This is a genomic window from Arthrobacter sp. CAN_C5 (assembly GCF_017875735.1).
Lineage (GTDB): Bacteria > Actinomycetota > Actinomycetes > Actinomycetales > Micrococcaceae > Arthrobacter_D.
This window is the reverse complement of sequence record NZ_JAGGMZ010000001.1, coordinates 3,848,312-3,860,921: the sequence shown is the minus strand read 5'-3', so window position 1 is coordinate 3,860,921 and position 12,610 is coordinate 3,848,312. Positions and strand designations below refer to the sequence as shown.

At 62.1% G+C, this 12,610-nt stretch carries 12 protein-coding genes and 1 pseudogene; 7 read left to right on the top strand and 6 right to left on the bottom strand.

What is annotated here, in order from left to right; all coding sequences use genetic code 11:
- Positions 1–138: 138 nt before the first annotated feature.
- Positions 139–282, top strand: coding sequence for a hypothetical protein (locus H4V95_RS18530; protein WP_245346334.1), 144 nt, complete (start codon positions 139–141; stop codon positions 280–282).
- A 108-nt stretch (positions 283–390) separates the two neighbouring features.
- Positions 391–630, top strand: a complete 240-nt coding sequence (locus H4V95_RS18525; RefSeq protein ID WP_245346333.1) for a hypothetical protein — start codon at positions 391–393, stop codon at positions 628–630.
- A gap of 453 nt (positions 631–1,083) precedes the next feature.
- Here the strand turns inward: H4V95_RS18525 and H4V95_RS18520 are convergent.
- Positions 1,084–1,500 (bottom strand): annotated as a pseudogene (locus H4V95_RS18520) (DNA polymerase Y family protein); the annotation flags it as partial.
- Between the two features lie 53 nt (positions 1,501–1,553).
- Positions 1,554–2,315, bottom strand: a complete 762-nt coding sequence (locus tag H4V95_RS18080) for a hypothetical protein (protein ID WP_312884079.1) — start codon at positions 2,313–2,315, stop codon at positions 1,554–1,556.
- A 101-nt stretch (positions 2,316–2,416) separates the two neighbouring features.
- Here H4V95_RS18080 and H4V95_RS18075 point away from each other — a divergent pair, with 101 nt between their 5' ends.
- Positions 2,417–3,130, top strand: coding sequence for an SOS response-associated peptidase (locus tag H4V95_RS18075; RefSeq protein ID WP_209731221.1), 714 nt, complete (start codon positions 2,417–2,419; stop codon positions 3,128–3,130).
- A complete protein-coding gene (locus H4V95_RS18070; protein ID WP_209731220.1) occupies positions 3,127–4,008 on the top strand; it encodes a glycosyltransferase family 2 protein in 882 nt (293 codons plus the stop codon). Before H4V95_RS18075 ends, H4V95_RS18070 begins: the two co-directional genes overlap by 4 nt.
- On the opposite strand, the gene H4V95_RS18065 is transcribed toward H4V95_RS18070, so the two are convergent.
- From H4V95_RS18065 to H4V95_RS18050, 4 genes are read right to left on the bottom strand one after another with little or no spacing between them, the layout of a single operon-like run.
- A complete protein-coding gene (locus tag H4V95_RS18065) occupies positions 4,005–5,078 on the bottom strand; it encodes a glycosyltransferase (protein ID WP_209731219.1) in 1,074 nt (357 codons plus the stop codon). The genes H4V95_RS18070 and H4V95_RS18065 overlap by 4 nt on opposite strands.
- 29 nt (positions 5,079–5,107) lie before the next feature.
- Positions 5,108–6,217 carry a glycosyltransferase gene (locus H4V95_RS18060; protein WP_209731218.1) on the bottom strand — a complete coding sequence of 370 codons (1,110 nt, stop codon included), beginning with the start codon at positions 6,215–6,217 and terminating at the stop codon, positions 5,108–5,110.
- A 55-nt stretch (positions 6,218–6,272) separates the two neighbouring features.
- Entirely contained in the window at positions 6,273–6,632 is a 360-nt protein-coding gene (locus H4V95_RS18055; RefSeq protein WP_395939883.1) for a DUF5997 family protein, read from the bottom strand.
- 23 nt (positions 6,633–6,655) lie between these two features.
- Complete coding sequence (locus H4V95_RS18050) at positions 6,656–8,578, bottom strand: FAD-binding monooxygenase (protein WP_196866808.1); 1,923 nt, start codon at positions 8,576–8,578, stop codon at positions 6,656–6,658.
- 247 nt (positions 8,579–8,825) lie between these two features.
- Between H4V95_RS18050 and H4V95_RS18045 the strand changes: the two genes are divergently transcribed.
- The 3 genes from H4V95_RS18045 to hpaE are packed head-to-tail and all read left to right on the top strand — an operon-like array spanning position 8,826 to position 12,582.
- Positions 8,826–10,319, top strand: a complete 1,494-nt coding sequence (locus tag H4V95_RS18045) for a fumarylacetoacetate hydrolase family protein (protein WP_196866807.1) — start codon at positions 8,826–8,828, stop codon at positions 10,317–10,319.
- A 26-nt stretch (positions 10,320–10,345) separates the two neighbouring features.
- Entirely contained in the window at positions 10,346–11,020 is a 675-nt protein-coding gene (locus tag H4V95_RS18040) for a GntR family transcriptional regulator (RefSeq protein WP_196866806.1), read from the top strand.
- 23 nt (positions 11,021–11,043) lie between these two features.
- Positions 11,044–12,582 carry a 5-carboxymethyl-2-hydroxymuconate semialdehyde dehydrogenase gene (gene hpaE / locus H4V95_RS18035; RefSeq protein ID WP_209731217.1) on the top strand — a complete coding sequence of 513 codons (1,539 nt, stop codon included), beginning with the start codon at positions 11,044–11,046 and terminating at the stop codon, positions 12,580–12,582.
- The last annotated feature ends 28 nt before the right edge of the window (positions 12,583–12,610 follow it).

The following is a 12,610-nucleotide window of genomic DNA, read 5'->3' as shown; positions in this document are numbered from 1 at the left end:
CCAGGCTGCCCCCGTGGCATCAACCAGCTGGAATCGATTGAGTGTTCGGCCTGAAGAATCCCACCAGCGTTCGGTGATTGGCCAAGGTCCAGCCCAATGATGGACAGTCATCCTGACGGTCACCCCGGGGGGAGAGAATTGAGTAGGCACATTGATGAGCATTCCTCGGTGGTCAACGTCAACGGAGCCTCCCTGAGCATCCAGAACCTGTACCTGTTGTGGCTCATCGAAAACGGTGGCTGGTGCAGGGCCAGGAATCTGCCCGGGCCAGGGCTGGCTTGACGCCGCCGGTGTCACTGGACCACCAGGCGGTGAGTCCCCCCAGGGGATGAACACCCTACGGTCCTTGAACATCCGTCCACCAGCAATCGAAGCTGTTAGAACAGCTCCGTGGCCCAACATGCTTTGCACCCGGGCAAGACCGTGATGGATACTTTCATCCGGTCCAGTGCCCCAGAGCCCATCGGCGTGGTCCCCAAGATCCTCAACGGTGTCAGGAATGGTGTGAACCCGGGCAATTCCCGACTGCAACCCATGCTCAATCAATCCCCCACCCTGCAGTTGCCATCGCACGCGATCGAGGACGTCTTCGGCATCGAACCAGCGTGGATGACGCCAAAGCCGTTCTGAGACCTCACCTGATTCCGAGTGCAGGACCACCCTCAGAGCGGTACAGACGAGTCCCGTTTCACGAAGGCTATCCACAAAGCTCTCAGCGGCAGTTCTAAACGCGAAAGCCAGCTGATCTATTCGCACCAATGCCGGCTCGAAATCGACGGCAACGTCCAATTCCGGTGGTGGAGTTCGCGCTACCACGCTGCCGTGGTTAAGCCCGCATGCTTTACGGTGGGCAAGGGCACCTGCGATACCGAACCGGTTACGCACATCCCCTGCAGCCAGGGCAGCAAAATCGCCCAGCGTTCTCATTCCAAGCCGCTTTAATAGGACAGCGAGCTTGGGTTCTTCCAGTACCTCAAGCGGGAAGGAACCCAGAAACTGGGCAGACCCCCCTGCCGGTACCACCCAGATGGGATCCTGTTCCACCCCCACAAGGACTTCGGTGGCGCGTGCGGCGTGTTCCGCCGCGAAAGGTGAATCGGCGATGCCGATCCTGGCAGCGGTCAGGCCCAGGGCAGTCATGGTGGCAAGAAGCGCAGCAGCAGCAGGCGTCTCTCCACCGTAATATCTGCTGGGGCCCTGGATCTGGGTGGCGCATAACCCTGGCCTCACCAACTGGACCCCCGGCATGATCTGCTCGATGGCGGCTATAACAGGTTCGAAGACCCGTTCATCAAGATCCGGATCGTAGTGTTTGACAGTCAGGTCAGGACACCTCGCCTGCGCTTCACGGACCCGGAGTCCACGCCTCACGCCTTCCAGACGGGCGGCAGGAGAACAGGCGAAAACTTCCCCCCTGTCTATCAGGGCAAGCGGGGCGGTGACGGGAATGGCATGATCACGCAAAGTCGCCGTAATCGGCCAGTCGGGGCACCACAGCATCATGGTTCTGGTAGCACTTTGTCCAGGTGCCAGGGTAGGTGCGCGTGAAACCATCAGGCACTCACCATTCTCGGGACAAAGCGGTGAACGTCCCTGTTGTTGGCAGTACCGTTCAGCTGGGGCCATCCGCCATGCTTCAGTTCGGCCAGTGAGAGATCCACGCTGCGAGCGTGACCATTGTTTGCCGTGGCGGTGATTTTTAACTGGCGGCTCTGAAGGTGGCCCGATCCACTACCCAGGCCTCCCCACCTGTTGTCGGAAACGCTGAGGACAGCCTCGCTTTGAGGCCAGGATCCGATGCTGATGAGGGCTGCACCACGTTGCCTCAGCCTGGCTTTGAGACGGGACGCATCCGATCCTGTGATGGTGGCCGGGGTCTTGGTCAGAATGATCGACACTACATCCATCATTGCTGCCGTCACGGTGAGCCATTGGCCATCCAGATGGGGGATGAGGATGAGTCGATCAAGTTCGATACCCAGATGTGCTGCAGCCTCAACATTGAAATCGGGGATTCCAATGACAGCGCACCATGCACCAGATCCAGAGGGGCCAGCAAGGAGAGCCATCGCAAGAGTGGTGGAATTCTCCACCGTGTAGGTGCCTCCTGCCATCAAGCCGCCACCGGGAAGGATCCGGCCAAGGGCTGGAACAGTAGGCAGCCTCCGGGACCCCAGCCGGCTGCTTTGCATCTGGTTGATCTTCTCCTGCAGCGCCGATTGACTACCTTGAGACGGGGCCGGATCGGTGGACAAGAGGTCCTGGTCCATGGGGTACCCCGGTGTGTTTACGGGGCGGATGGCTACAGAACTCACCCTTTAATGTTCGAATATATGTTCTATTAAGTCAATCGGTTTCTGCGGCTTTCACACCCACCAAAATGTTGCATGCGGCTACCCCGGAGTACCCTATCCTCATGTGCGGACGTTTTGTGGTGGCAGGGTCAGACCAGGATCTCATCGACCTGTTTGACGTTGACTCCGTCGACAGGTTTCTCCCGGTTCCTTCCTATAATGTGGCACCCACTGATACCGTGCGGTTGCTGCTGGAACGACTCGATGAGACCCCTGGTGACCCCATCAGGCGGCTGACCACCGCACGGTGGGGATTAGTTCCCTCCTGGATGAAGGATCCCAAAAAGGGCCCTCCCTTGATCAACGCCCGCGCTGAAACCATCCTGGAAAAGCCTTCCTTCCGCAACGCTGCCTCCCGACGACGCGGCATCGTCATGGCCAACGGCTACTATGAGTGGGAAAAAGGCCCTGAGGGCAAGATTCCTACCTATCTTCACGGTGAAACAGAGGACATGCTCGCCTTCGCCGCGCTCTACGAATACTGGCCGGATCCGGCACTACCTGAGGACCATCCTGAGAAATGGCTGCGCAGCTGCACCATCATCACCACCACTGCCAGCGACACCCTGGGACATATTCATGATCGAACGCCACTCATCCTGCCCGCTGATCTTTATTCCGATTGGCTGGACCCCAGGCTGACCGCAGGCGCTGATGTCCAGGCCCTGATGGATGCCATCCCGGAACCCACGCTGGTACCCCGGGTTGTCGGCAAAGCTGTCGGATCGGTTCGTAACAACGGCCCCCAGCTGATCGATCCGGTCCACTCCGCATGAGAACACCCTCACAGGACTTCTCGGTCCTGGTCATCAGTTCCCACCGCGATCTACACCTCATCAATCTTGTCGACGGCCTGAACCGATCAACCCTGAAGCCCACAGAGCTGGTGATCGCCTACATGGGCCAACCGAACCCGGCGCCTCTGAAGTCGTCAATTCCGGTGCGGGTGGTTCACTGTGCTTCCACCAACTCCTCTGCCCTTCCCCTGGCCGCCGCCCGTAATGCTGTGGCGACAGCTGCAACGACGGCCACACTCATTTTCCTGGACGTGGATTGCATTCCCGCCAGCACGCTGTGTGAAACCCTGGTGAATGACCTCCGCGTTGCCGGTGGCCTGGTCATGGCGCAGCCCAGATACCTGGGAGCTGCTGGTTTCCCCCCTGACGAGGGCGACGGCGGTCTGATGCGGGCGTCAATTCCCCATCATGCCCGCACCTCGCTGGCGCCACCCGCGGGTGAGCCGCCGGCAGCCACAGATCGGTATGAACTGTTCTGGTCTCTTGGTTTTGCCGTTGCAGCAGCAGATTTTGAACTGATCGGCGGCTTTGATGAGTCCTTCACCGGTTACGGCGGTGAGGACACTGATTTCTCCTTCACCGCGCGGAACAAAGGTGTCCGGCTGTCGTTTTCCGCAGCCACCATGTTCCATCAGCACCATGGGGTCACCCGGCCACCCCTGCAGCATTTTGCCGATATCGTGGCGAACTCACGGGTGTTTGGTGAAAAGTGGGGGCGGTGGCCCATGACTGGCTGGTTGGCAGCCTTCGCGGACCTCGGGTACATCAAGTGGGTGACCGACGCACGAACCATCGAAGTGATCCGCCACCCTACCGCCGGAGAAGTGGCAGCGGCGCGGGTGGACGCTCCGTACTAGGAGCTGGCCGTAGCAGCCTGGGAAACCAGTTCCAGAAACGAGTCCCTGAAGCTGTCCCTGCTGACAAAAAGTACCCTTTTCAGGGCTCCCGGATCCGATGCCGCCGCCTGCCGGAGAAGCTCAGGCCAGGCTGCGCCGGACCAGGATTCAGCCATCGGAATGGCTGCGGCGGCTTTCAGCGCCCGCGCGAAGGCTGTCTGCTCGGCGAAGGGGCGCTCCTCCGGTACCAGGATGGTTGGTCGCCCTGCAGCAGCAGCCGCAGCGACAGCGTGGTAGCCGGCGGAGGTAATGATGATGTCCGCCCGGGCAAGCTCTGCCCGTGGGTCGGCCAGAACCCCCAGCAGCCGCACATTCGCTGGCAGATCAGCGGATCCGGTGCTCAGACCCACCACATTCCACTGCCAGTCGGGGCATGATCGCGCAGCGTCGGCAAGCTCAGTGGCACCGACGCCGCTGCCTCCAAGGCTGGTTTGTACAGTGATCACCTTCCCGGCCCGGTGGCTCGTCGCAGCTACGGATTCTCCGTTAGGTTCGAGCATTCCCAGATACTGGGTCCGGTGCCCAAACTTTTCCAGGAAGGCAGGATCCTCGAGCTGGCGTGGGTAATAGGCAAAGAGGCCGGTGGCAGCGACATAAGCCGCTTCGTGGGCCGGATCCCAGCGGTCGCCCGGCATGCGCCGGTAGAGGACTGGGTAACCGCTGAGCCGGGCGAAGATTGCCGCCTCCGCGGAGACATCGATGATCACCACCTGGGGGTCGAAATCCTGCCACGCCGTCTGCAGCTCCACGAACCGTTGCCGGATAGCGGGGTTGGTGGGCGTGTAATGCAGAAACTGTTCCCCTGAGACCGTGTAGGGGGCGCCGTCGGGCCCGGTATCGGAAGTGAGGTGCGCGAATGTCGTCTGGGGGATCGCGTTCAGCCCATCAGGCTCGGTGGACCCGGTGACCAGAAGATCGACTGCTTGCAGCCGGGCAATATTCAGGGCGTGCCGGAGGTGTCCTGACCCGTGGTGGTGGGCGTAGTAGGCGACGCGGAGCCGGGGCATCACAGCGGGTACTGGAGAGGGCATTGCAGGGGAATTCACTCCCGCCTCACGGCCTAGGACGCCATCATGTCGGTGTTGGCAAGAACGCCATGGCCTACCAGTTCACCAAGGTGCTGCTCATACCTGGTGATCATCGCCTCCACCGAGAACCGCTCGGCAGAAGCACGCACCTGGCTGGTGTTGAGGGTGCGGGACTGCTCTACGGCGCGGGCGAGGTCGGCTGCCGAGAACCCTGCTGCGACCACGCCGCCCCGCGCGTCAATAATCTCGTCCATCGCGCCGCAGGGCAGGGCGGCAACGGGGGTGCCGCAGGCCATGGCTTCGACGGTGGTCAGGCCAAAGGGTTCGGCCCATAGTGGGGAGGCGATAAACACTGTTCCGGAGCCCAGGAACGCGGCAAGCTGGGTATGGTTCAAATGGCCAACATGCTCGACCGATTCACTCAACAGTGGCGCAATGGTCCGGTTGAAGTAGTCCTGATCACTGATGGGTCCGGCGAACTGGATGCGCATCCCGGCAAGGGCAGCTGCCTCGATGGCAACGTGCAGACCCTTCTCGGGCGTAATCCGACCCGCCCAGACGGCAATGTCAGGGTGGCGGTCAACTCCCGGGCCCACCCTCCATTCCGCAAGGCGGATTCCATTGTGGACCACATCGATGTCACGGAGGTGGTGCCGCCACTGCCGGGCGTTGGCAGCTGAGACGCTGACAACCCGATGCCCCGCCTGCCGGTTGTGGATCTGCGCATCAAGTGCCGCGGTCACGCGTGGCAGTGGTGGGGTATGCAAAATGGTGATCATCGGTTGGGCTGGTGGCGTGAGATGAGGCAGTGCGCTCAGCGAATTATTGATGACGACGTCGAAGTTGCCTTCGTTGATCAGCTCCAGAGTTGTGCGCTGGGCCTCATCCAGGAGACGGGTCTGGGCTTCCCTGGCCGCCCCCTCGGGGTGTCGGGTGAAGGTGAAGCCTGCGTCCAGCATGGGTATCAGCCGAGCTGATGTACGGCTGCCGCCCTTGGCGAACAGTGTGACCATGTGACCGCGCGCCGACAATTCCTCAGCCAGCAGGGCGGTATGCATTTCCAGCCCACCGGGGAAGGGGCTGGCGATGGGGTGGTGCAGGTGGGCCATGACGGCAATGTTCAACGGTTGAGCAAGCAGCATAATGGTAAGTATGCTTCATTTCCGTGAAATGTCGACACGGGGTGGCGCCAACCACTTAATTCTTGGAGGTCTCCGCGTCCAGCTTCTTGGCAATCAGATCCTGTTTGCGGACCGCCGCATGCGTGGAACGTTCGGCGACCAACCACTTGGGTGGTTCCTGCAGCAGGGTGGTGATGTCAGCCGTCGAGAGCGGCTCGGTGACCCCACCTCGCGCCAGTCCGCTAATGGAAATGCCGAGCTTCTGGGCTACCACCGGGCGGGGGTGGGGGCCGTTGCGGCGAAGCTCAGCGAGCCATTCGGGCGGGTTTTGCTGCAGCTCGTTGAACTCCGCACGGGTGACATCGCTGTCCTGGAACTCCTGGGGTGCGGCTGGCAGGTAGATTCCCAGTTTCTTCGCCGCGGTGGCGGGCTTCATGGTCTGGGTGCTTTTAGCGGGGGTCATCCCTTAACCCTAGCTCCCCCAGCTGCTTCCGAGCTGCTCCCTGCCTGCATTCTGGCGAAGAACGCGGCCAGCTCGGCGTGAGCGGTCAGTGGGAGCACCTGTGCCACATACTGGTCTGGACGGACGACGACGACGGCGCCATCGCGCTCCACCCCGCGCAGCTCGAAGATGTCCGCGGCGGGGTCACTGCCGAAGACCTTCTCAAGGTAGTCCAGCTGGAAGGGGCCAACTGTGGGTTTGAAAACCGCAGGGACGGCATTGATGTCGATGCTCTGATGGTCCTGCTGGTAGATAACCCGGACATCGAACCACGCGTCGTGGTCCCCTCCCGCGGGGGTTGCGGCGAGAGGGGATTCGGGTGAGGTGCCGAGCCAGTCAGCAAAGGTGGCCACCTTCGACGGTGTTCCCGGCAGGGGCTGGTCGGCAAAAACGTAGATCCTCCAGCGTCCGTCAGCGGTCGCCTGATGGCCCAGATGTAGCGGGTTGGTATCGCAGACACGGACCACCAGCGCGGACTTGAACCGCTTGCCGATGGGAAATCCGGCCGCGAGTTCCTGGTATTTTGGTGCGCCCACGATGAGGGAGGGAGTGTATTCGGTCATGAAGCCAGCGGGAAACTCCATGGTGGAGGTGTAAAAGCTCTCGAGCTCAGTCGGGTCCTCAAACTCCTCGGGTTTTTTGGCCATCAGTGAGGACCATTGCTTGTCGAAGTCGATCAGATTTTTCGCGACGACCTGACGTTCGGCGGAATAGGTGGACAGCAGACTCTCGGAACTGCGCCCTTCCAGGACATGGCCGAGTTTCCACGCAATGTTGAACCCATCCTGCATTGAAACGTTCATACCCTGGCCAGCTTTGGCGCTGTGGGTGTGGCAGGCGTCCCCAGTGATGAAGACGCGGGGGGTACGGGTACCGATCTCTTCCGGGAGAACATCGTCGAACCGGTCCGTGAGGCGGTGCCCCACCTCGTACACGCTGTGCCAGGCGATGTTGCGGACGTCCAGGGTGTAGGGGTGGAGGATGGTGTTGGCTTTTTCGATGATCTCTTCCACGGTAGTGCTGCGGATCTCGCCCTTTGTCTGGGCATCGACGTCGCCCAGGTCAACGTACATGCGGAACAGGTGACCGCCCTCCCGTGGAATGAGGAGGATGCTCCCACCCGAACCGGACTGGATGGCGCACTTCAGCCGGATGTCGGGGAAGTCAGTTACCGCCAGCACATCCATCACTCCCCACGCATGGTTCGCAGCGTCTCCGGTGAGGGTACAGCCGATGGCGGCGCGGACCTTGCTGCGGGCACCGTCGGCACCGACCACATACTTGGCCCGGACCGTCCGTTCGGTCCCCGAGAGCGGGCCGTCGCTGTGGGTCAGGGTGACGGCAACCGGGTAATCGGCGTCAGGGGAGACGGTGAGGGCAGTGAACTCCAGGCCATAGTCGGGTTTCATGCGGGTGGGGGAGTTGGCCATGAACTCCGCGAAATAGTCTAGGACGCGAGCCTGGTTGACAATCAGGTGAGGGAATTCGCTGACGCCGGCTGGGTCGTCCAGTGGCCGGGCGGTCCTGATAATGCGGGTCGGATCCGCAGGGTCAGGCTTCCAAAACGCCATCTCGGTGATCCGGTATGCCTCGGCCGTGATCCGTTCGGCGAACCCAAAAGCCTGGAATGTCTCAACACTGCGTGCCTGGATACCGTCCGCCTGACCAATGGCGAGCCTGCCCGGCCGCCGTTCGACGATCCGGGTGGTGATGCCCGGGAACTGGGAGAGTTGGGCGGCGGCGAGCATGCCAGCCGGTCCGGTGCCAACGATCAGGACGTCCACCTGGTCGGGCAGTTCCTCGGGTCGGTTGATGCCCGTCCCGGCCGCAGCCTGGATCCGAGGGTCTCCTGATACGTAGCCGTGATGATGGAAGTGCACTGGCTGTCCTTACTCACATCTTTGTGGTGTAACTTGCCGGACTTTACTGGTGAATCGAAGGATCGATGTTCTCTATTTGAACGACCGATCCAATAATCGAATGACGCTCACACTGTACGACGAATATAACGCAGGTCACAATAACTTCAGCAAGGCCGGAGCGGTTGACGTGCCGCACGTCACACACGCTAGGATATCGTATACGATTTCATAGACCTGCCTGCCCGGACGAGAAGGAGAACGCTGCATGAGAACCGACTCCCAAACCCCACCAGTGACCGCCGAGCTGCTTGCCAGCACCCGCAAGGTCATTGCCGTCCATCTCAATTACCCCAGCCGGGCTGCCCAGCGTGGACGTATCCCCCTGCAGCCCTCCTATTTCCTCAAGCCGTCAACGTCGCTCGCGCTCGGATCAGTACAGACCCCAGGAGTGGTTGAACGACCCATGGGTTGTGAACTGCTCGGGTTCGAGGGCGAGATAGTGCTCATCATCGGCACCAGGGCGCGCCGCGTTGCCCCCGACGACGCCTGGAGCCACGTCGCCTGGGTCACCGCCAGCAACGACCTCGGTGTCTACGACCTTCGCTACGCCGACAAAGGATCAAATGTCCGGTCGAAAGGGGGCGACGGGTTCACTCCAGTGGGCCCGCACCTGATCCCGGCCGACGCCGTCGACCCCGCGTCGCTGCGGATCCGCACCTGGCACAACGACCACCTGGTCCAGGACGACACCACGGCCGACCTCTTCTTCCCGTTTGCCCGGCTGATTGCCGACCTGTCCCAGCTCCTCACCCTTGAGGAGGGCGACATGATCCTCACCGGGACGCCCGCAGGCGCTTCGGTGGCCCAACCTGACGACCTGGTTGACGTCGAGGTCACCGCGGGAAGCTATAGCAGTGGACGCCTGAGGACCCAGGTGGTGGAGGGATCGACGCCGCTGGCGGACTTCGGCGCTGGGCCCACAACCGATGACACACAACGCGAGGAAGCCTACGGGTCGCGTGACGCGGCGGGGCTGGCACCGCTCGCCGGGGCACTGTCGCCGGACCTGCGGAAGAAACTGGAAAGCGTTGCCACGGCGACACTTTCCTCCCAGCTGCGTAAACGGGGTTTGAACAACGTCAGCATCGACGGACTGCAGGCCACCAGACCCGACCGGCGCGTGGTCGGCCTCGCCCGCACCCTGCGCTTCGTGCCCAACCGGGAAGATCTCTTCACCACCCACGGCGGCGGCTTCAATGCACAGAAGCGGGCCATCGACTCGGTGAATGAGGGCGAAATCCTCGTGATGGAGGCACGCGGAGAGAAAGGCACGGGGACGGTCGGCGACATCCTCGCGATGCGCGCGCAGGTGCGCGGGGCAGCGGCCATCATTACCGACGGCGGTGTCCGGGACTACTCGGCCGTCGCCGACCTCGAAATGCCCACCTACTTCGCCAACCCCCACCCAGCGGTCCTGGGCCGGAGACACGTGCCGTGGGACACCGACATCACCATCGCGTGCGGAGGGACAACTGTGCAGCCCGGCGACATCATCGTCGCCGACGCGGACGGCATCCTGGTGATCCCCCCGTCGCTGGCAGAGGAACTGGTGGAGGACTGCATCCTGCAGGAGCAGGAGGAGACCTTCATCCTCGACATGGTGAAACAGGGAAACGGTGTGGACGGGCTCTACCCGATGAACGCCGGCTGGAAGGCAAAGTATGTGCAGTGGGTTGCCGCAGGAACCCCAGGTGACTGACGCCGTCGAAAGCGCAGGAGCACAGAATGCGGATTGACGATCAGATCGCGCCGGCTAGCAAGTCCGAGCAGGCCTACTCGGCGATCAAGGCGCAGATCGTCCGGGGCACGTTCACCCCTGGGTACCGGCTGGTGCTCGCCAAGATCGCCGGGGATCTGGGTTTCAGTGTGGTTCCCGTACGTGAGGCCATCCGGCGCCTCGAAGCCGAAGGGTTGGTGTCGTTTGAGCGCAACGTCGGCGCCACCGTCGCGGGAATCGATCCGACCGAGTACCTCTACACGATGCAAACCCTGAGCATCATCGAAGGCGCGGCCACGGCACTGTCCGCACCACTGATCGATGCGGTGGGGATTGCCCGCGCCCGCGCCGTCAATGAGGAAATGCGCCAGTGCCTGGAGAACTTCGATCCTGTCCGCTTCACCGTGCTCAACCAGGAGTTTCACGGCATCCTGTTTGAGCGCTGCCCGAATCCGCACATCCTCGATCTGGTGCACCGGGGGTGGAACCGGTTGGCAACGCTGCGGTCCTCAACCTTCCGGTTTGTTCCCGGACGTGCCGGAGAGTCAGTCCAGGAACACGCCGCCCTGCTCCAGCTGATCGAATCATCCGCCGACGCCGACGCCATCGAACGTTTTGCCCGCCGCCACCGCTCAGCCACCCTCGATGCCTACCTCGCGCAGGCAACCCACCCCACCGCATAAGCCCGCCAGTAGTCAGGAAAACCATGACCTCCACTGTCCCCGACGCTACCCACTACGTCCCAGAGAACCTGCCGAACCATCTCCAGCACTACATCAACGGGCAGTTCGTTGATTCTGTCGGCGGCGGGACCTTCGACGTGCTGGACCCAGTGTCCAACACCAATTACGCCACTGCGGCAGCAGGTCAACAGGAAGACATTGACCTCGCCGTCGCCGCAGCCCGAGAGGCGTTCGTCAATGGTCCGTGGCCGCTGATGAAACCCCGTGAGCGCGCCAGGATCCTCAACCGGATTGCCGACGCCGTCGAAGCGCAGGAGGTGCGACTGGCAGATCTTGAGAGTTTCGACACCGGCCTCCCCATTACGCAGGCAAAGGGCCAGGCCCTGCGTGCTGCTGAGAACTTCCGGTTCTTCGCCGACCTTATCGTCGCCCAGTTCGACGACGCCATGAAGGTACCCGGCTCTCAAATAAACTATGTGAACCGGAAACCCATTGGTGTTGCCGGGCTGATCACGCCGTGGAACACCCCTTTCATGCTGGAGTCCTGGAAACTGGCCCCGGCCCTTGCCACGGGCAACACGGTGGTGCTCAAACCCGCCGAGTTCACCCCGCTCTCCGCCTCCCTGTGGGCACAGATCTTCAAGGACGCTGGACTTCCCGATGGGGTCTTCAACCTGGTCAACGGTCTGGGCGAGGAGGCGGGGGATGCGCTGGTCAAACACGCCGACGTGCCGTTGATCTCCTTCACCGGCGAGACCACCACCGGTCAGACGATTTTCCGTAACGCTGCCGCCCACCTCAAGGGCCTCTCAATGGAACTGGGGGGAAAATCACCCTGTGTGGTGTTCGCCGACGCCGATCTTGACGCCGCTATCGACTCGGCCCTCTTCGGCGTCTTCTCCCTCAACGGTGAACGTTGCACTGCCGGGTCGCGCATTTTGGTGGAACGGGCCATCTATGACGACTTCTGTGACAGGTACGCAGCCCGCGCGAAGGCGATCGTCGTCGGAGACCCGCATGACCCGAAAACCGAGGTGGGAGCGCTAGTCCACCCCGAGCACTACCGGAAAGTAGCCTCCTATGTGGAAATAGGGAAGTCTGAGGGCCGGTTACTGGCGGGCGGCGGGCGTCCGGAGCATCTGCCGGAAGGCAACTACATCGCTCCGACGGTGTTCGCCGACGTCGCTCCCGACGCCCGGATCTTCCAGGAGGAAATCTTCGGCCCGGTCGTTTCGATCACCCCCTTCGAGGACGACGACGAAGCCCTTGCGCTGGCGAACAACACCAAGTACGGGCTTGCCGCCTATATCTGGACGAAGAACCTCACCCGTGCGCACACCTTTTCCCAGAACATGCAGGCGGGAATGGTGTGGCTCAACAGCCACAACGTCCGCGACCTCCGCACCCCCTTCGGCGGAGTGAAGGCCTCTGGCCTGGGCCACGAGGGAGGCTACCGCTCAATCGACTTCTACACCGACCAGCAGGCGGTCCACATCAGTCTCGGGGCCGTCCACACCCCAAAATTCGGCGGCATCGCCGCACCGACAGCAACCGAACGATAATTCCCTGCCCGCGGCCAAAAACACTGCT